The 19,511-nt window shown below is 50.3% G+C and carries 18 protein-coding genes; 12 read left to right on the top strand and 6 right to left on the bottom strand.

The annotated features are described in order from the left end of the window. Positions 1–72: 72 nt before the first annotated feature. A complete protein-coding gene (locus ACGHZ6_RS07540) occupies positions 73–414 on the bottom strand; it encodes a PilZ domain-containing protein (RefSeq protein ID WP_390618217.1) in 342 nt (113 codons plus the stop codon). A 241-nt stretch (positions 415–655) separates the two neighbouring features. Between ACGHZ6_RS07540 and ACGHZ6_RS07535 the strand changes: the two genes are divergently transcribed. Beyond that, on the top strand, positions 656–1,000 hold the full coding sequence (locus ACGHZ6_RS07535; protein WP_390618216.1) for a hypothetical protein: 345 nt from the start codon (positions 656–658) through the stop codon (positions 998–1,000). Positions 1,001–1,168: 168 nt separating this feature from the next. Here ACGHZ6_RS07535 and ACGHZ6_RS07530 read toward each other — a convergent pair whose 3' ends face one another. Then, positions 1,169–2,101 carry a DUF808 domain-containing protein gene (locus tag ACGHZ6_RS07530; RefSeq protein WP_390618215.1) on the bottom strand — a complete coding sequence of 311 codons (933 nt, stop codon included), beginning with the start codon at positions 2,099–2,101 and terminating at the stop codon, positions 1,169–1,171. A 195-nt stretch (positions 2,102–2,296) separates the two neighbouring features. Here ACGHZ6_RS07530 and ACGHZ6_RS07525 point away from each other — a divergent pair, with 195 nt between their 5' ends. From ACGHZ6_RS07525 to ACGHZ6_RS07515, 3 genes are read left to right on the top strand one after another with little or no spacing between them, the layout of a single operon-like run. Next, complete coding sequence (locus tag ACGHZ6_RS07525) at positions 2,297–2,878, top strand: TetR/AcrR family transcriptional regulator (protein ID WP_390618214.1); 582 nt, start codon at positions 2,297–2,299, stop codon at positions 2,876–2,878. Positions 2,879–2,909: 31 nt separating this feature from the next. Then, a complete protein-coding gene (locus tag ACGHZ6_RS07520; protein WP_390618213.1) occupies positions 2,910–3,689 on the top strand; it encodes an enoyl-CoA hydratase/isomerase family protein in 780 nt (259 codons plus the stop codon). Between the two features lie 26 nt (positions 3,690–3,715). Then, positions 3,716–4,582 carry a haloalkane dehalogenase gene (locus tag ACGHZ6_RS07515; protein ID WP_390618212.1) on the top strand — a complete coding sequence of 289 codons (867 nt, stop codon included), beginning with the start codon at positions 3,716–3,718 and terminating at the stop codon, positions 4,580–4,582. 19 nt (positions 4,583–4,601) lie between these two features. Here ACGHZ6_RS07515 and ACGHZ6_RS07510 read toward each other — a convergent pair whose 3' ends face one another. After that, complete coding sequence (locus ACGHZ6_RS07510) at positions 4,602–5,504, bottom strand: LysR family transcriptional regulator (RefSeq protein WP_390618211.1); 903 nt, start codon at positions 5,502–5,504, stop codon at positions 4,602–4,604. Positions 5,505–5,621: 117 nt separating this feature from the next. On the opposite strand from ACGHZ6_RS07510, the gene ACGHZ6_RS07505 reads away from it, so the two are divergent. The 4 genes from ACGHZ6_RS07505 to ACGHZ6_RS07490 all read left to right on the top strand — a co-directional run bounded on the left by ACGHZ6_RS07505 (position 5,622) and on the right by ACGHZ6_RS07490 (position 8,915). Further along, complete coding sequence (locus tag ACGHZ6_RS07505) at positions 5,622–6,089, top strand: DoxX family protein (RefSeq protein WP_390618210.1); 468 nt, start codon at positions 5,622–5,624, stop codon at positions 6,087–6,089. Between the two features lie 28 nt (positions 6,090–6,117). Further along, a complete protein-coding gene (locus tag ACGHZ6_RS07500) occupies positions 6,118–7,092 on the top strand; it encodes a glutathione S-transferase family protein (protein WP_390618209.1) in 975 nt (324 codons plus the stop codon). A gap of 13 nt (positions 7,093–7,105) precedes the next feature. Beyond that, on the top strand, positions 7,106–7,954 hold the full coding sequence (locus ACGHZ6_RS07495) for a pirin family protein (RefSeq protein ID WP_390618208.1): 849 nt from the start codon (positions 7,106–7,108) through the stop codon (positions 7,952–7,954). 175 nt (positions 7,955–8,129) lie between these two features. Then, the gene (locus tag ACGHZ6_RS07490; protein ID WP_390618207.1) at positions 8,130–8,915 is read left to right on the top strand and encodes a substrate-binding periplasmic protein; all 786 of its coding nucleotides are present in this window, start codon (positions 8,130–8,132) and stop codon (positions 8,913–8,915) included. On the opposite strand, the gene ACGHZ6_RS07485 is transcribed toward ACGHZ6_RS07490, so the two are convergent. Next, entirely contained in the window at positions 8,912–9,592 is a 681-nt protein-coding gene (locus tag ACGHZ6_RS07485) for a nitroreductase (protein ID WP_390618206.1), read from the bottom strand. The genes ACGHZ6_RS07490 and ACGHZ6_RS07485 overlap by 4 nt on opposite strands. 483 nt (positions 9,593–10,075) lie before the next feature. On the opposite strand from ACGHZ6_RS07485, the gene ACGHZ6_RS07480 reads away from it, so the two are divergent. Continuing rightward, positions 10,076–12,418 carry a TonB-dependent receptor gene (locus ACGHZ6_RS07480; protein ID WP_390618205.1) on the top strand — a complete coding sequence of 781 codons (2,343 nt, stop codon included), beginning with the start codon at positions 10,076–10,078 and terminating at the stop codon, positions 12,416–12,418. A gap of 218 nt (positions 12,419–12,636) precedes the next feature. Beyond that, positions 12,637–13,434: a CLCA_X family protein gene (locus ACGHZ6_RS07475; RefSeq protein WP_390618204.1), complete on the top strand. Its 798-nt coding sequence runs from the start codon at positions 12,637–12,639 to the stop codon at positions 13,432–13,434. Positions 13,435–13,467: 33 nt separating this feature from the next. Here ACGHZ6_RS07475 and ACGHZ6_RS07470 read toward each other — a convergent pair whose 3' ends face one another. Further along, a complete protein-coding gene (locus ACGHZ6_RS07470; protein WP_390618203.1) occupies positions 13,468–14,427 on the bottom strand; it encodes a DUF2167 domain-containing protein in 960 nt (319 codons plus the stop codon). Between the two features lie 296 nt (positions 14,428–14,723). Here ACGHZ6_RS07470 and ACGHZ6_RS07465 point away from each other — a divergent pair, with 296 nt between their 5' ends. Continuing rightward, positions 14,724–17,519, top strand: coding sequence for a valine--tRNA ligase (locus ACGHZ6_RS07465; RefSeq protein ID WP_390618202.1), 2,796 nt, complete (start codon positions 14,724–14,726; stop codon positions 17,517–17,519). A gap of 103 nt (positions 17,520–17,622) precedes the next feature. Here the strand turns inward: ACGHZ6_RS07465 and ACGHZ6_RS07460 are convergent, their stop codons facing one another. Further along, positions 17,623–18,189: a phosphoribosyltransferase gene (locus tag ACGHZ6_RS07460; protein WP_390618201.1), complete on the bottom strand. Its 567-nt coding sequence runs from the start codon at positions 18,187–18,189 to the stop codon at positions 17,623–17,625. Positions 18,190–18,265: 76 nt separating this feature from the next. On the opposite strand from ACGHZ6_RS07460, the gene ACGHZ6_RS07455 reads away from it, so the two are divergent. Beyond that, complete coding sequence (locus ACGHZ6_RS07455) at positions 18,266–19,510, top strand: glycosyltransferase (protein ID WP_390618200.1); 1,245 nt, start codon at positions 18,266–18,268, stop codon at positions 19,508–19,510. Position 19,511 lies beyond the last annotated feature (1 nt).

Genomic DNA, 19,511 nt, shown 5'->3' with positions numbered 1-19,511 from the left:
GCGGGGGAAAACTAACGGGGAAGAAGAGATAAGCCATCTCCTGATCTAGAGTCCTTTAGTAAGGAGTATAGATCAGGCAACAGTCAATGCATTGATAGCTCGGGTAAGCACCTTGCGATCCGCATCTGCAATTTCCAACACCTTAAGGCCCATGCCATGGCCACGGTTTTCCGACAACAGGGTGTCATAAATTACCTGCGCACGAAGGCGTACGGGATACACCTGGCCATCGAGGAAGGGATAAACCTCCATCAGCACCACGCTGTTGATGGGCATAGCGAAAGGAAACTCTAAATAGCCCCCGGCCAAACTCACTCCTTTGATCTGCCCCCTGACCAGGCCCTTGCCAGGAACAGCGACTTTGGCGCGCCAGGCAACTTTATAACGGGAATAGTTACGTTGCTCTACAGTCACGACTCTGCCTTTAATTCTTATGCTTACTCAGGGGTAATAACCCCAAAGTCAGTACCAGTATAGACAGAAAATGGCGCGTAAATAAACAGTTTCTTGGCCGTAGGATCTACAGCAATACGATTTGATCCAGATTATCGCTACCCTAACTGATCAGGCACGATTAATGCTTTTGTCTTATTACAACCGGGAGTTTTATAGCCTTGGTTGCTTTTCCGCATAGCATGGACATTAGGAGTCCCCCATGAATTTCAACAAACCGATGATTGATTTGGTCCGTGAAATTCGCCGTCGAGCCCCCAGCGACAGCAAACCGGGCATCAAACTGGCAAATCCCGAACTTCTGCATGATTTGCTGCCAATTCACCAGAACTGCAATGATACTGTCACAAAAACGCTGATAAAAGAGTTGTACGAAATGGCTGGCGATCCCTGGCCAAAGGCACTGGAAGCTACCGAAGTACCTGAAGAACGCTTTATCACCAAGGTGTATCGAGGCCAAACCCAACTGATACCTGTGTCAGAAGAAAGCCCCAAGCCTGCATCAAAGCCTCAAAGAATCTACCGCGGCCAGCCGGTAGCAGGATAAGAAAGCACCACAATAGAGCAAAAATAATTAGATGCACCACGCCGTGCACCATAAAAAACACAAACAATAACAAGCAGAAAGCGCGATAAGCGCGGGGTTACCATAAGTTAGAATAAGCTGCCCAGCGCCTTTCCTTGAAGGCATTGGCCCCGCAATGGGGCACTATAGCTATGCAACCTCAGAGACAGCCTTAGGCTTTACCAACGACACGCCTAATAACACTATCGCCCCTGCCACAATCCCCACTATGGCATTAACCAGCATAGGCATTAAGACCTTTAACAGCCCACCCACCAAGGCCAGGCCGGCAACCAGTTCCTCAGCATAGTGGACCACATCATGACCAACAGGGACCCCGTGAACCAGAATACCGCCGCCCACCAAAAACATCGCCGCTGTGCCCACCACAGATAAGGTTTTCATTAAGAAAGGACAGAACCGTAAGATCATACGGCCGATGGCACGTTTCACTCCGGAGGCGGCATCCTGCAGGTAGTAACCCACATCATCAAGCTTCACAATACCCGCCACCAAACTGTAAACACCGACAGTCATCAGTATGGCAATCGCTGTCACCGTCGCCACCTGGGTTACAAACGCCGCCTCTTTCACAGTCCCCAGGGCAATCACAATAATCTCAGCCGATAAAATAAAATCGGTACGTATCGCCCCTTTAATTTTCTTTTCTTCAAAGGCCATCATATCGGCATCAGGGTCGGTTAACACCGCCAACATTTCCTTGTGCTCGGCTTCTTTTTCCTCTTTATGGAACAGGCTGTGTACAACCTTCTCCACACCTTCAAAACACAAAAAAGCCCCACCCAACATCAGCAAAGGCAGAATTAACCAGGGCGCAAAAGCACTGATCAGGAAAGCCGCGGGTAGCAAAATGACCTTGTTTTTAGCGGACCCCTTGGCAACAGCCCAGACTACCGGTAATTCCCGTTCGGCTTTAACCCCGGAGACCTGCTGTGCATTCAGGGCCAGATCATCGCCTAAAACCCCTGCCGTTTTACGGGCCGCCACTTTGGTCATTACAGCCACATCGTCCAGTACCGTGGCTATGTCATCAATTAACGCTAATAAGCTGGCTCCCGCCATAATGTGTATCCCTTCTTACTTAAGTCCAAGTTATGCCACTTTATACAGGATTCAGGACTTGAGTTAAATTGTCCATTTCCACCCAAAGCCTGTCATTTATCACCAAGTTCAGTCCAAAGTTGTGGACCAATCATTCCAGTACACATACACTCATTAAAGACCAATTGGTTCATAACCCAATACACGCGAGAGACCATGGCAAGACCCACAGAATTTGATCGACAAAAAGCCCTGCTGGCCGCCATGCATCTGTTTTGGCGCCAAGGCTATACCGCGACCTCTATGCAACAGCTTTTAAGCTCCATGGAAATCAGCCGCAGCAGCCTTTATGCCGCCTTTGGCGATAAGCGCCAACTGTTTATCGAAGCCCTGCACCTGTTTGCCGATCGCACCTACGGCATTCTTGCCCGCGTTAAGGAAGAAAATAACCCGGCGGTGGCGATACGCCTGTTTTTTGCCGCCACCTTGTTTGAAGTGCCCACACGACGCATGCACCGAGGCTGCATGATGATCAACAGCGTGCTGGAACTGGCCGATGTGGATCGCGGCCTGAGCCAACTGGCTTCACAACGTCTGACAGAAATTGAAGATGCGTTTAGCCAGTGCTTCGAGCAAGCCATACACAATAACTTAATTAAAACAGACAAAACCCCGCAACAGCTGGCTCAATTTATTATGACGATTAATCAGGGCGTGCGTGTCGCAGCCAGAAAAGAAGTCGAACCCAGCGAGCTGGAAAATATTATTGAAACCACCCTGTCACTGTTAGGTATTTAAGCTAACAAAACAACCATCTCAGGAGCCCACCATGAGCTACGAACACCTGTCATTAGACATCGACAACAATATTGCCCATATCACACTTAAGCGCATTGCCATGCACCTGCCTTTTATGAAAGAGCTTTTGGATGTTGCCTTAAAGTGTGACGAAAACGATGATATCCGCGCTATCGTTATCAGCAGCGACCAGAAACTGTTTTGCGCCGGCGGTGACCTGGCCTACTTTGCCGAAAGTGGTGGCAATATCGGCAGCGCCCTAAAAGAGCTGACCGTATATCTGCACTCTGCTATTTCCCTGTTCAACCGCATGGACAAACCTACTATCGCAGCAGTTCACAGCATGGCGGCCGGTGCCGGTATGAGCTTCGCCGCCCAATGTGACTTTGTCATTGCCGGCGAAAAAGCGGGTTTTATGGGATCCTATACCGCCGCGGGTCTGTCTCCTGATGGTAGCTCCACCTACTTTCTGCCACGCTTGATTGGTGATCGTCGTGCCAAAGAAATGTTGATCACCAACCGTAAAGTCAGTGCTCAGGAAGCGCTGGACTGGGGCCTTGTGAATCAGGTGGTTGAAGCTGGCAAGGAACTGGAAACTGCGATGGACCTGGCCAAGCAGTTGACTAAAGGTGCTACCGCTGCCTTTGGCAGTGTTAAACAGTTAATTGCCTCCTCTTCTACCGAAAGCCTGGAATCACAAATGGCGTTAGAAGCCGAACTGATTGCCGCCAACTCCGAAGGCATCGACGGCCAGGAAGGCATTAATGCGTTTTTGGAAAAACGTCAGGCCGCATTTAAAGGCAAAAGATAATAGTAAGAAATAAGAGAGAGAACCCTATGACTTACAGTAAAAAATTCCTGGAGATTCAGGGCAAAAAAATTGCCTACATCGACGAAGGTGAAGGTGACCCCATCGTTTTTTTACACGGTAACCCAACCTCATCCTACCTATGGCGCCATGTAATGCCCGAGCTGGCAGATAAAGGCCGACTGATTGCACCAGACCTTATTGGCCAGGGCGATTCTGACAAACTCGATCCTGCCGAAGGCCCTGAGCGTTACAGCTTCCACGTGGCCTATGATTATTTAAACCAGTTGCTGGAGTCACTGGGTGTAAACAATAACGTCACCCTGGTTATTCACGACTGGGGCAGTGCGTTGGGCTTCCACTGGGCAAATCAGCACCGCGAGGCGGTACGGGGTATTGCTTATATGGAAGGTATCGTCATGCCAATGGAATGGGATGACTGGCCAGAAGGCGCGCGCGGTATTTTCCAGGGATTCCGCTCGGACAAAGGCGAAGATCTGGTATTGAAGCGTAATATGTTTATTGAAGGCGTTTTCCCAAGTTCCATTATTCGCAAGCTAAGCGAAGAAGAAATGAACGAATACCGCCGCCCTTTCCTCAACGAAGATGATCGCCAACCTATGCTGAACTGGCCTCGCTCCATTCCTCTTGGTGGCGAACCTGCGGATATGGTTAACGTGGTGGGCGACTACGGTCAATGGCTAAGTGATTCACCCTTACCGAAATTATTCGTTAATGCCGAACCAGGCTCTATTCTGATTGGTCGCCAACGGGAATTCTGCCGTAGCTGGGCCAACCAAACGGAAGTGACAGTAAAAGGGTTGCACTTTATTCAGGAAGATTCCGGTCAGGAAATCGGTCAGGCTGTTGCCCAATGGCTGGATAAGATTAGCTGATCAAACTCGCTCAGTCCTTTTACTCCCAGTGCGCTGCCGCCAGCATTTGCGTCAGCGCCTGTAATCCCTTGCCTTTGTTGCTGATTTTCCAAGCCAGAAAATTCTCCGGATTATTGGTTACACCCAGATCCAACTCCTGCAAAACCCCCTTATCCAACAATCCCTGAATGCGTTGCCGCGGTAAATGGCCAATACCTATGCCAGCGATTATGGCTTCGGTTTTTTGCTCGATGGTTTGCACGTAAAAGTTTTGCCCACCACTGCTCAAGCCTTCACTGCGAGCAATATCGGCTTGCGAGGTATCATGCAGGATAATGCGGCGCAGTTTCGGCAACACCGCCTGCAACTGATCCGAATCCTGCGTCTGACTTGCCAAGGCATGTTGACTGGCAATAACCGGCACTAAAATACCTGTGCCCATGGGTATAGCCCGATAGCCTTTCTGCAGAGGCACAGGCCCCGGCGCGCCGACAATCAAATCCACCCGCCCTTTATCCAACGCCTCCCAACCACCGTTTAATGTGCACTCACTCAAATCAATCTCTATGGAGGCGTGCTGCTGTAAAAACGCTGCAAGGATGTCATAAAACAGTGGGCAGGCCTGGGTTGATTCAATCGCCACCCGAATACGAGGTTCCCACCCTGTTGCGACCTCCTTGGCCGCTGAGGCCAAACGCACGGTAGTCGATAAAATTCTGCGGCCTTCTTCCAGCATCAACTGCCCGGCCGGGGTCAGCACCGAGCGACGCCCCTGGCGCTGAAACAACGCAATTCCCAGCTGCTCTTCGAGCTTTTGCACACCGTAGGAAACCGCCGATGTGGCTTTGTTCAGCTCTTCTGCAGCTTTTGCAAAGCTTCCACGCCGATCAATCGCATCGAGTATTTCCAGGACCTCAATAGATATGGGATTACGGCTACTCATAAGACCCCCTAAATAGTTCTAATTTTTAGAACATTCTAAACAAATTTTGGCCCTTATTCACTTATTAGGCTCCCCCTAGAATGACCCTATCAACTCAACAAACACAGGGAACACACCATGAAAGCACAACTTCAACAACTGATAACCACTCAAGCAGGCCTTGATGCGCTGCCAATGCGTATTGCTGCAGGCATTATCTTTGCCGCCCATGGCGCCCAGAAACTGTTCGGCTGGTTTGGCGGATATGGTTTGCAAGGTACCGCAGGCTGGATGGACTCCATCGGCTTGAGTCCCGGCTACCTGATGGCGGGCCTGGCCGGCAGTGCAGAGTTCTTCGGCGGTTTGCTGCTTATCGTTGGCCTGCTGGTTCGGCCTGCCGCGCTGACACTGGCCATTACCATGCTGGTCGCCATTGTCACCGTGCATCTCGAACACGGCCTGTTTATGTCAAACAACGGCTATGAATTTGGCCTGGCACTGCTGGCCATCAGTGTTGCCTTGTTAATTCGTGGCGCTGGCAGTTTCAGCTTGGATCAAGCCATTCAGTCCAAGGCCCAACTGCCACTGCAAACCGCCTCACACTAAATTCTATTTCTAAGACAGGAGCAAGATCATGGGTTTACTGCAAAATGGCCAGTGGGTCGATCAGTGGTACGACACCAAAACCAGCGGCGGCGAGTTTCGCCGCCAGGACAGCCGCTTCAGAAACTGGATCACTGCAGACGGTAAAGCAGGCCCCAGCGGACAGGCCGGATTTAAAGCCGAAGCAGGCCGTTACCATTTGTACGTTTCCCTGGCTTGCCCCTGGGCGCACCGCACGCTGATCTTTCGCAACCTAAAGCAACTGCAGCCGTATATCGATGTCACCATTGTAGAGCCCACCATGCTGGAACACGGCTGGGAAATGACTGATCCCAATTACGGTCTGCAGTTTTTGTATCAACTCTATCTCAAAGCCGATGCCAGTTACGAAGGCCGTGTCACCGTACCGGTACTGTGGGACAAGCAGACAGAAACCATTGTCAGCAACGAATCTTCAGAGATTATTCGCATGTTTAACAATGCCTTTAATCACCTGACCGGCAATACCGATGACTATTACCCACTAGCTCAGCAAGAAAAGATTGATACAGTAAACGCCAGGGTTTACGACACCATCAATAACGGTGTGTATCGTGCGGGCTTTGCGACAACTCAAGCAGCCTATGAAACGGCGTTCTATCAATTGTTCGACGCCCTAGATTGGGTGGAGGGCATTCTGACAACGCAGCGTTACTTAACCGGCTCACACATCACTGAAGCGGACTGGCGCTTGTTTACCACCCTGGTGCGATTCGATGCAGTCTATTACGGCCACTTTAAAACCAATCGTCAGCGCTTGAGTGATTACCCGGCCATTAGCGGATATATCCGCGAGCTTTATCAACTCAAAGGCATTGCCGAGACGGTGAACTTTGATCATATCAAAACCCATTACTACGCCAGTCATCTCAGTATTAACCCGACGGGCATAGTGCCACTCGGCCCCGAGCTGGACTTTAGCTCGCCCCACAACCGAGACCACTTTATCGATGCCCAGGCAAGCTAAGGCAGGACCCGACATGACGCAAAGAACACTTAAACAGGTTATCTCAGCTATACCTGCCAGCGACGGCGATGGTGTAAAAATCAATCGCCTGGCTGGCCAGCGTTTACACCCGGTTTTAAACCCTTTTTTAATGATCGACGAGATAAACTCCGATGCAGCCGCCGATTATATTGGCGGCTTCCCAGAACACCCCCATCGCGGTTTCGAGACTATCACCTATATGAAAGCAGGCCGTATGCGCCACCGTGACCATATGGGCAATGAAGGTGTTATTGAATCCGGGGATGTACAGTGGATGACCGCAGGCAGAGGCGTATTACACTCCGAAATGCCAGAACAGGATCACGGTCTTTTACACTGTTTTCAGATTTGGCTGAATCTACCTGCCGCCGAAAAGATGAAGCCTGCAGCCTATCGCGATCTTCGCAGCCAGCACATCCCAAGTATTACGATCAACGACAGCAGTCAGGTGCGAGTCATAGCCGGAAATGTGCAGGGGCACGGCATCAGTGTGCAAGGAGCCCTATCCGAGCATGATTTTTCGACCGAGCCGCTGTTGTTGGATGTGATACTCGAACCTAACACAACCACTGAATTGAGCTTTAATCCGAACTATTCTGCTGTGCTGTATGTCTATAGAGGAGAAATACGCGAGGGAGTAAACACACAGCAAATGGGGGTATTTTCAAGCGGTGAGGCACTATCGATCAACGCGGGCCCGGATGGTGCCGAACTGCTGGTACTGAGCGGCAAACCCATTGATGAAGCTATTGTGCAGTATGGCCCTTTTGTGATGAACAGCCATACAGAGATTCAGCAAGCGATGCAGGATTTGCAACTAGGCCGATTTCTAGAAACTTAATGGCATATTATGCAGTTGCAGTTAATACTAAAAATACATTAAATAACAATGTCTAGTAACGAAAGTCCTGCAGTGAGTGAGAAGGCTATTATCCCGTATGCAGTCCCTGCTTCTACATCGATCCCGACGCCTGTCCCGCCTACTGGGACGGCTTTTTGGGATATGGCTTTTCGGGATGATCATCAACCCAACGCTCGCGGCCGAAGAACTGGTATTTTATACCTATCACGACAAGCCCCCTTATTACTTTAACCAGCGGCAAAGCTGGGGACCGGTTAACCAAAAGAGTACCCAGCTCAATCCCAACAACCGCCATACCGGGCTCTACCAGGCGTTTATCAACCTGCTGAATACACACCAGCAACAGTGGAAAATCACACTAAAATACATTCCCCGCAAACGCCTGGATCTGCACTTAAAAGCAGGCACACTGGACGGAGCGGTTATAGGTGTAAACCCAACCTGGTTTAAAGACAAGCAACAAACCCGCTTTCACTGGAGCCAGCCCTTTTTGTGGGATGTTGATGTAGTTGCCGTACGCTCTGGTAACCGCTTTCCCTACCAACACCCCAACGACCTTACCGATAAGAAGCTGGCACTGCCTCGCGGTTATTACTTCTGGGGGGTCACCGAAAACATTGACCAGGGTCGCCAGTGGGCCATCGAAGCCAGTTCGGAATTACAAAACCTGAAACTTGTCGCCGCCAACAGGGTTGACGCCACCATCCTCAGCGCCAAAACCCTGCAGTACTACGAGCAAAGAATCTTTCGGCCAGGTACCTTCCAGGCCCTTGCCACACCCCATGATGAATATTCCCGCGCGGTCATGTTTCCCAATCTAAACGCAACACGCTATAAAAGCCTGCATCAGCACATAGACACACTGGGCTCCAGTGAAGAATGGCAACACATCAAACAGCAGATTATGGGGGAAGAGCCTGCCCTGCTTGAGCCGCGTTAAAAGCCGTGCCAGGCTACAAAATCGTCCAACGCCACCCGTGACTGAACCGTCTCATTGACCTTGGCCTGCTCATCGGCATAACCCAGGGACATCCCCAATACCACCATCTCATTTTCCGGCAAACCCAACACTTCACGAATGGTCTTTGGCCACATGGTCCAACTCGCCTGCGCACAGGTATCCAGGCCCTGCTCTTTCGCCAATAGCTGAATATTTTCGGCAATCAAACCGATATCAATAAGTTGTGTCTCACACAGGGAGCGGTCCATGGTAAAGATCAAACCTACAGGCGCCCCAAAAAACTCGAAGTTTCTTACCACCTGCCCAAGCCGCTCTAGCTTGTCTTCACGCCCGATGCCCAGAGTTCGGTACATGGTTTCACCACATTCAAAGCGACGGCTACGCCAGGGGTCAGCCAGCTTTTCCGGGTAGATGGGAATATCGGCTTCCTCCCCAGCAGGACTATTCATCATCCGCTCGCTCACCTTAGCCGTTAGACTGGCTTTTACCTCTCCGGTCAACACATGTAGCTTCCAGGGCTGTAAATTACTCCCAGAGGCAGTTTTACCGGCCAGGGTTAGCATATCCCGTAACAGCGCCTGATCAACGGGCCTATCCTGGAAGGCTCGCACGGATTTACGGGTGTTGATGGCCTCTGTCACTGTTAACTGGCTCATGGAATCTCCTCAATTATCGACATACCACAACAGTCTAGCGCCAGAAGTATTCATTCCATATACAGCAAAGCGAACTTCATTGTTTCCTAAAGGAAACAGTTATCAGATAACCAAAGGATACCTAACACTAGAAGTTGTGCCCTGATCTGGTACCCGGCAGTCATTTACAGGCTGTTTTTGCACTATCGATGTGCCGTCTATCCGCCCAACCCAATAATCGAACAATAATTCAATTTAACTGTTGACAAACGCCGCCCAAAAACCGAACAATAACTCGGCTGTTGAATTTTGAGCTAATAGAATAACGGTTGATCCTTGGCTGTTTACCCCGGACTCGCCAGAGCCGAATAAACAAAGCAAAATGCGAGCTAAGCTGTAAAAGCAAGCATTAGAAACGTGCATGGCGTGGCCAGGGCCTCGATAGATGAGGGCTATTAATAATAAAAATACACATCTCTAAGTACTATTAGAGGAGAGGAAATTATGTCTGTTAAATCTAGACGCAACCTGCTGGCCTTAGGAGTTTTTGCAGCTCTGGTACCCACCGAATACCTTCTGGCCAACACCATTGAAGAGATAGTTGTCACGGCACAAATGCGGGAGCAAACCCTGCAGGAAGTCCCCATGTCGGTTAGCGCCTTCACTGGCGAAGCCCTGAAAGATGCCAACCTCAACAACTTCAAAGACCTGTTTTCCATCACCCCGGGCGTTTCCGGTCAAACCGAAGACTCCTTCTTTGATGCCGTCTCTGTGCGCGGTATCAGCAACAACGGTTTTGGTAGCGGCAGCGATCCTGCCATTGGTGTATTCCTCGACGGCGTATCACAAAGCCGCACCGGTGCCACCCCCACCATGTTTGATATGGCGCGAGTAGAAGTGGTTAAAGGCCCGCAGGGTACGCTGTTTGGCCGTAACACCGCCTCCGGCGCCATCAGCATGGTTAGCCAAAAACCGGGCAATGAATTTGGTGGCGAAGTCTCTGTCGGCTTTGGCGAATTAGGCCGTAAAGAAGCCAGCGTCAGTGTCGACCTGCCCATCACCGATGATCTGGCAATGCGTTTGTCAGGCATCCATGAAGAGGAAGACGGCCACGTTAAAAACCTGGCCGGCGGTCGCGATTTAGGCCAAAGTGAAGTGGATGCCGTGCGCCTGGTTACCGTCTATGACGGTTGGGAAGATGCCAGCCTGACTGTACTGATTCAACACGAAGAACGCCAAAGTGACGGCACCATTTATCGTGCACTGGATACCCAGGGCGATTTCGATGAAGTCTTTAATGACCAGCGCGGTAATGACGAATCTGAAATCACCGACGTTATCGCCACTCTCGATATCGACCTAGACGGTATGAAACTCACGTCGATCAGTGGTTATAAAACTCACGACTACAGCTACACCGAAGATTTTGATGGCACAGCCGCAAACATTGATACCTTTAAACGCGATCAGGAAGGAGATTATTTCAGCCAGGAGTTTCGCCTGGCTTCCACCGGTGACGGCCCCTTCCACTGGGTAACCGGTGTCAGTTATTACCAGGAAGATATCGATGCAACCTTCAGCGATAACAGCAACGAAGATTATCTGTGTGATGGTATTTTTGTTGATGAAGGTGTCATAGCTCCAGCAGACAGCATTCGTACCTGTTCTGACCTGGCTGATTTAGGTGGTCCTATCGCAGCATTACCAAGTTCCGGTTACGCCAGTACCGCAGAAGCCATGGATGACCTGTTTGGTACCGATAACATCGGCACTACCGATCCTTTTTCGTATACCAGCACAAACACCTTGTTTGAACGCTCCGTTACTGAAGGTAAATTTAGTGGCTGGGGTGTGTACGGCAACCTGAGCTGGGAACTGAGTGAAGCGACGGAATTAAGCCTTGGCGTTCGCTATACCGAGGATAAAAAAGAATACTCCGTTAACGCAGCCGTGCCCGATTCTTGGATCGCCGGCTGGAACAACGTCGAAATTTTCACCGATGGCGAGATTAAAGACACCAATACCTGGGAAAACCTTTCCGGCCGTATTGCCCTCAGCCATCAACTTACCGAGCAATGGAATATCTACGGCAGCGTAGCCACCGGTTACAAATCCGGCGGTTTTGATTACCTGCGTGTCGATATCACCGGTGCCGCTGTCGACGGTGTTGTTGATGCCGCCAATGGCGTACCAGCCCGTTTCGATGAAGAGTCGGTACTGGCCTATGAAATCGGTGCCAAAGGTGTGTTGCTGGATGACACCATGAACGTCAACATCTCACTGTTCAGCTACACCTATGAAGATCTGCAACAAGCCTTCTTTGATGGTAGCGGTGGTGCAACCATTACTGACAACCTGGGTGAATCCGAAGGTCAGGGACTGGAAGTTGATCTGCGCTGGTTGATTGGGGATTCACTGGATCTGTATGTCGGTATGGCCTATCTGGATACCGAATTCTCAGGTGCCCCGAATGATCTGTGTGATAGCTGTGACGGTAATGAGATGCCTTTCTCACCTGAATTCTCAGGCGTGACCATGCTGACTTACACCATCGATACCGGCCTGGGTAAACTGGCTCTGACCGGTGAATATACCTACACCGCCAGCCAGTACTCAGAAGTATCCAACGACAAACAGGTACAAATCGATAGCTTCGAAGTGGTTAACCTGCGCGCAGCCCTGTCCTCTGAAGACGACACCTGGCGCCTAACCGCTTATATCGACAATGTATTTGAAGAAGAGTACTACAACTGGGGTTACTCTGAAGACACTTACAACCTGCCTGCTACGCAGACGGATCCTTCTCGTCCGCGTACTGTGGGGGCACGTGTAGATTATCGCTTTTAACTAGCCTCATCTTCACTAAAGCCCATCACGCTGCTATTGAGTTTGGCAGTTCGGTGGGCTTTTTTGTGTATCTGAGCGGTGTATATATAAATCCGGAGTCAGTCCCGCACGACGGAATTACCAAGAACGCTGGGGTCTGACCCTGCGGGTCAGCCCCCTTCTCCTTCCAGAGCAAGAGCATTACAATCCACAAAACACATTTTACCAACCATCTACCCATGCCATCAAAGCGAGCGTTCTACCGCAATAACCCCAATAGCCCAACGCTCACTCATGCTAACGGCCAGCCCATCAGCTTTGTAGACGTCCGCTCACGCTTCGATTTCCGCTCAATCAGCATTGGCCGTTGGGTCACGGATGACGAACGCAACCGTGCCGCCGATTTGTTCTACCACGCTCTGGTAGATTTAATGGACATACTGCAGGGCCCCGAAACCTTAATATCCTTACGCGGCACCCTGTCTTTCCAATACGGTATTGGCGGCCAGCCCGGTGTCTCGGCCCACTACTTACCCAGCAGCCGCACCTTTTCTCTAGCCAAAAATGCAGGTCCAGGAAGCATTGCCCACGAGTGGTTTCATGCATTCGATCACTATCTGGGCACCAAGGCGTTTAGTGATATCGATTCAAACATATTTGCCTCTGAAGCCTGGCTCAAAGATGCCACCCCAATTCCCCACCCGATTAACGATCGCCTGTTTGCCTGCTTCCGGGCCATTATGCTCGATGCCGATGGTAATGAGCCAAGTGAACTGTTCTTACAATCAGCTAAGACCGATCGGGAACATAACATCTGCTATTACAGTAAACCGGAAGAGCTCTGTGCCCGTGCGTTTGAGGCATTTGTGCAGGACTCCCATATTAGTAATAACTTTTTGGTGGCAGGAACCAAAGCCAGTGATGAGGCCAAGATGGGGCTGTATCCGCAAGGAGAACAACGGCAGCGGATTAACGTTGCTTTTCAAGAGTATTTTTTGGTACTGGGAAACGCGTTAAGACAGGAAACCTCAAAATAAGTGGAGGGATATAACCCCCTCCACTTTATCTTTTTAACTTTCGACTTTTTTCTTAAAGATAATATTCTTTAGCCAAATCAACGGAATAAATAATAGGAACCAAAACTTCTTTAAAAACACCAGTGCCATCGCCAACAAGCCCGTTTTTGCCAACACCTTACCGGCAACCAAACCACCAATGCCATAAGCCGCTACCTTATCGATATCTGGGTTAAAATCGCTGTAACGATTACCTTCATTGAAGCTTGCCATCGCTAGCACTTCATCACGTGATGCTTCGATCTCAGAGAGCTGATTCATGTTGGCAATAAAGTTCATCACCAACACGCCTTGGCGTCCCAGCACGCGAACATTGTAATTCAGGGTATTGAAATCAATGCTACCGAACTTAAGTTCCTTGGCCCAATAGAGTTTGTGGGTCTGGGCGTCGTAGTAGGGTTGAGCAGCCCAACCAACGAGCTCGATAGATTCGTAACCAGCTTCAACACGGTAGGCGGAAGATTCACGTGTATCGGCCTGCATTTCTTTTAGTAAATCATCGTAATCCAGATCCGCGGCATTCTCATCGGAGACATAGCCCTCTTCCTCGTAATCAATCTCGACCCCCCAGGCATCACCATCCAGTGGCGAGTACTGAGCCGGGAATAACATCCCCAACCCTAGAGCCGATTCAGGGTTGCCCCAGGCCTCTTCCAACACTCGCTTGGAATCTTGTGGTGAGAGGTAGTAAAAATTCTCAGGCACTTCCAGCGAGGCAATACCTCCTGGTAGTGAAATGGTGCCAGTCTGCGGAGTAATGCTGTTAAGAAACTCTTCCGCCCATTGCTGACGGGCCTCAGCTTCAGTGAGTTCAAGCGTTGCTGCACTTTCAGATTGAGCTACTGATATTTCTTCAGCTACCGGCTGATCAGACTGTGGTGATTCTGCTAATGAGAATGGGCTGGTCAAACACAGGGAAAACAAAAAAGACGCGAAAGGTGTGGTAATACGCATGAAAATTCCTTTTATGGATGTCAAAAATTCCTTACCTGCTATAACCGGTGAAGGTTAATCTACCTATGGCCACAGCGAGATATGCAGGTCGGTCAACGCTAAAGCAAAGCCCCCCAAATTACAAATGGTTATCTAATCCTGACAGACCTGAGAGTTGCCAAGAAAGCCTCCCCCCCAGCGGCCAGCCATTGTATAATCCCGCTCTTTTTGACGAATTACAGGCCCCAAATGGCCCAACAGGCCATTTTTGCCGTTTTCAAGCCTTCAGACAGCAAGTTGAAATAGATAGTTGAGATATGGATAAGACCTACCAGCCGAGCGCAATTGAGCAACAGTGGTACAAAACCTGGGAAGATAGCGGTTACTTTAAGCCTTCCGGCAAGGGTGATCCCTACTGCATTATGATCCCGCCGCCCAATGTCACCGGCAGCCTGCATATGGGCCACGGTTTCCAGGAATCCATTATGGATGCCCTGATCCGCTACCACCGCATGAAGGGCCACAACACCCTGTGGCAGGTAGGTACTGACCACGCCGGTATTGCCACCCAGATGGTGGTTGAGCGCCAGCTGGACGCCAAGGGCGTATCCCGCCATGACCTGGGTCGTGAGAAGTTTATCGACAAGATCTGGGAGTGGAAGGAAGAGTCCGGCGGTACCATTACCCAGCAGCTGCGTCGCCTGGGTGCCAGCCCTGACTGGTCTCGCGAGCGCTTCACCATGGATGACGGTTTTTATAAAGCTGTACAGGAAGTCTTTATCCGCCTGTACGAAGATGACCTGATTTACCGCGGCAAGCGCCTGGTGAACTGGGATCCCAAGCTGCACACCGCCGTATCCGATCTGGAAGTACTGTCTGAAGAGGAAAACGGCTTCCTGTGGCACTTCCGCTACCCGCTGACTGATGGCTCTGGCCACCTGACGGTTGCCACTACTCGCCCGGAAACCATGCTGGGTGACTCCGCCGTTGCGGTACACCCGGAAGACGAGCGCTACAAGGATCTGATTGGCAAGACCATCACCCTGCCGCTGGTTGGCCGCGAGATCCCTATTATTGGCGATGACTACGTTGACCGTGAGTTTGGTACCGGCTGTGTGAAGATCACCCCGGCCCACGACTTTAACGATTACGAGATGGGCCAGCGCCACGACCTACCGCTGATCAACATCTTTAACGATGATGCCCAGATCAACAAGAATGCTCCGGAAAAATACCAGGGCATGGATCGCTTCGATGCCCGTAAGCAGATTGTTGAAGATCTGGACGCCCTGGGTCTGCTGGAAAAAATCGACGACCACAAACTGAAAGTACCCCGCGGGGATCGTACCGGCGTGGTGATTGAGCCCTACCTGACTGATCAATGGTATGTGAAAACCCAGCCGCTGGCCGACGAGGCGATCAAAGCCGTTAAAGGTGGCGATATCCAGTTTGTGCCCAAGCAGTACGAAAACATGTACTTCTCCTGGATGCGTGATATTCAGGACTGGTGTATTTCCCGTCAGCTGTGGTGGGGCCACCGTATTCCGGCCTGGTACGACGAAGAAGGTAATGTATTTGTTGGCCGCAGCGAAGAAGAAGTACGCAAGAAAAATAATATTGCCGATGACGTTACCCTGAAGCAGGACGACGATGTTCTGGATACCTGGTTCTCCTCCGGTCTGTGGACTTTCGGTACCCTGGGCTGGCCTGAGCAAACTGACTTCCTGAAAACCTTCCACAGTACCGATGTGCTGGTAACCGGGTTCGACATTATCTTCTTCTGGGTTGCGCGTATGATTATGCTGACCCTGTACTTCAAAAAAGAAGTGCCTTTCCACACCGTCTACGTTCACGGTCTGGTACGTGACAGTCACGGTCAGAAGATGTCGAAGTCGAAAGGTAACGTACTTGACCCAATCGACCTGATCGACGGTATTGATCTGGAATCGCTGGTAGAGAAACGCACCGCCGGCATGATGGTGCCGCACCTGCGTCAGAAGATTGAAAAACAGACCCGTAAGGAATTCCCGGAAGGTTTGGCTGCTTACGGTACCGATGCCCTGCGTTACACCTACTACTCACTGGCCTCCACCGGTCGTGATATTAAGTTTGATGTGGGCCGTATCGAAGGCTTCCGTAACTTCTGTAACAAAATCTGGAATGCCTCACGTTATGTACTGATGAACTGTGAAGTACAGGACGATGAAGGTAACCGCGTAGAAGCGCGTGATTGCGGCCAGACTGGTTCTGACTTTGAATTGTCCGTTGTGGATAAGTGGATTATCGCTCGTCTGCAGCAAGTCGAAAAAGCCGTTGCTGAAGGTGTTGAATCCTATCGCTTCGACTTGGCCTCTCAGGCGCTGTACGACTTTATCTGGAACGAGTACTGCTCTTGGTACTTGGAGCTGTCCAAGCCTATCCTGAACAGCGACAGCACTACTGAAGCGCAAAAAGTGGGTACCCGCCGTACCCTGATTCGCGTACTGGAAGAAGTACTGCGTCTGGCTCACCCATTGATGCCGTATATCACTGAAGAGATTTGGCAGCGCGTTAAGGACTTAGCAGGCACAGAAGGCGACACTATCATGACCGCCGCCCTGCCAATCTGCGACGACAGCCTGATCGACGAGCAAGCCATTAACGATGTGGAATGGCTCAAAGGTGTGGTTGAAGGCGTGCGTAATATTCGCGGTGAAATGAATATTTCTCCGGCCAAGAAAGTGCCTGTTCTGTTTGCCAATGGTAGTGCTGATGATCAGCGTCGCCTGCAGGAAAACGAGCAGTACCTACTGACCCTGGCTAGCCTGGAATCTATCACCTGGTTAAACGCCGGTGATGAAGCACCTATGTCTGCCACCGGTCTTGTTGGTGAGATGGAAGTGCTGGTACCTATGGCTGGCCTGATCGATAAAGACGCGGAAATGGCGCGTCTGGATAAGGAAATCGACAAGATCAAGAAAGACCTGCAGCGCGTTGAAGGCAAACTGAATAATCCGAAGTTTGTCGACAAGGCGCCGGCTGAAGTTGTTCAAAAGGAAAAGGACAAGATGGCTGATATGCAGAGTGCTTTGGAGAAGCTGGAAGAGCAGAAAGGTAAGATTGCTGAACTCTAAATCTAACTCCGCACTTTGTTAACGTCATTCCTGCGCAGGCAGGAATCTAGCGTCCCTAAAAGACACTGGATCCCTGCCTGCGCAGGGATGACGCTGCTCCCTGTTACTTCTTCAGTTTAATCAACCTATCCGCCACCTTGGACAACTCCGGCTTATGCTGGTGAATCTCCTCAATCGTCAACCCATCCAATTCGTGCGGAAACACCAACCACTTCTCTGTTTCGTGTATATAGTAATCCGGATCTTGATCAGTTTGATTATTACCAGGCTTAAAGTAAGGCGTGGCAATACGAATCTCCGGCGTGTTTTTTTTACAAGCGGCTTTTAAGACACTCACCACCTGCTGCACGCTCAAACCCGTGTCGTAAACATCGTCTACAATCAGCAGCGAGTCTTCAGCCTCAAGACGTTTGATCAGGTAAGTTAACCCATGGACTTTGATATGCTTGTCACGCTCACCAATGCCAGTATAGGACGAGGTGCGAATGGCGATATGGTCGGACTCAAAGCCCATCACATCCAGCAGTTCCTGCACAGCAATACCCACCGGTGCCCCTCCGCGCCACACGCCAACAATATAGTTGGGGCGAAAACCGCTCTCAAAAACCTTCAAGGCAAGATTAAAGGAATCCTCCAGCAACTGCTGGGAACTGATAAAGACTTTTTCCACACCTGTCTTCCTTATGCTGTACTTACAGATAGGATAACATATAGCTCTTTATTGAATGCACACCTAGAATCACCTCATGAATGTTCTTGTTATTGGCTATGTCTGGCCAGAACCCGCCTCTTCCGCTGCCGGTTATCGTATGCTGGCCCTGCTCGATACCTTTATTGAACAAGGCTGGCAGGTCACTTTTGCCAGCCCTGCTGAAAAGTCTGTGCACCGCATCGACCTTCCCGCTCGCGGTATTCGCGAAGAAAGTATTCAGCTAAACAACAGCAGCTTTGATGCATTTGTGCAATCGGTAAACCCGGATCTGGTGATGTTTGACCGCTTTATGATGGAAGAACAATTTGGCTGGCGTGTAGCCAAATACTGCCCCGATGCATTGCGCATTCTCGATACCGAAGATCTGTTTAGTTTGCGCTATGCGCGCCATGAACACTTCAAAAAAACCGGCGAGATTAATCCGCCGGTTACCCCCGAATTGCTGTTTACTGAAAACGCACAACGGGAGATCGCCTCGATCTACCGCAGCGATTTAACGTTGATGATTTCAGAAGCGGAAATGCAGATCCTGGAGAAACTGTTTAACGTTGATAGCAGCCTGCTGCTCTACAATCCCTTTATGTTGCCGGTCATCAGCAGTGAGAAGCAGACACAACTACCCGCATTTGCAGAGCGCCAACACTTTATCTGTATCGGCAATTTCCGCCATGCCCCCAACTGGGATGCCGTGCGTTATTTAAAAGAAAGTATCTGGCCAGGTATACGCAAACAATTACCTGATGCAGAGCTACATATTTACGGCGCCTATCCACCGAAAAAAGCCACGCAACTGCACAACGACAAACAAGGCTTCCTGGTAAAAGGCTGGGCTGAAGATGCCTATGAAGTAATGCGCCATGCGCGAGTTAACCTGGCACCACTGCGCTTTGGTGCCGGTTTAAAAGGCAAGCTGGTGGATGCCATGGCCTGTGGTACCCCGTCTGTAACCACCAGCATTGGTGCTGAAGGTATGGGCTCGGAAGAGGCATGGCAGCCCCAATGCTTTGATCATGCGGAGGCATTTATTGATGCTGCAGTAAGGCACTATACCCATAACGAGCAATGGGCATCCGCGCGGGAAAAAGGGTTCGAACTGCACAATCAACTCTTTAATCTAACCCAACATCAGCAACAGTTGGTTGATCGCATTAAAGGCTTACGTGAGAACTTTAAGCAGCATCGCCTGAATAACTTTACCGGTGCCATGCTCAACCACCATCACCATAAGAGCACACAATATATGGCTCAGTGGATTGAAGCTAAAAACCGCAACCAGTAAG

Origin of the sequence: Maricurvus nonylphenolicus (genome assembly GCF_042854845.1) — a bacterium.
GTDB lineage: Bacteria > Pseudomonadota > Gammaproteobacteria > Pseudomonadales > Cellvibrionaceae > Maricurvus > Maricurvus nonylphenolicus.
This window is presented reverse-complemented; position numbering and strand designations above follow the sequence as displayed.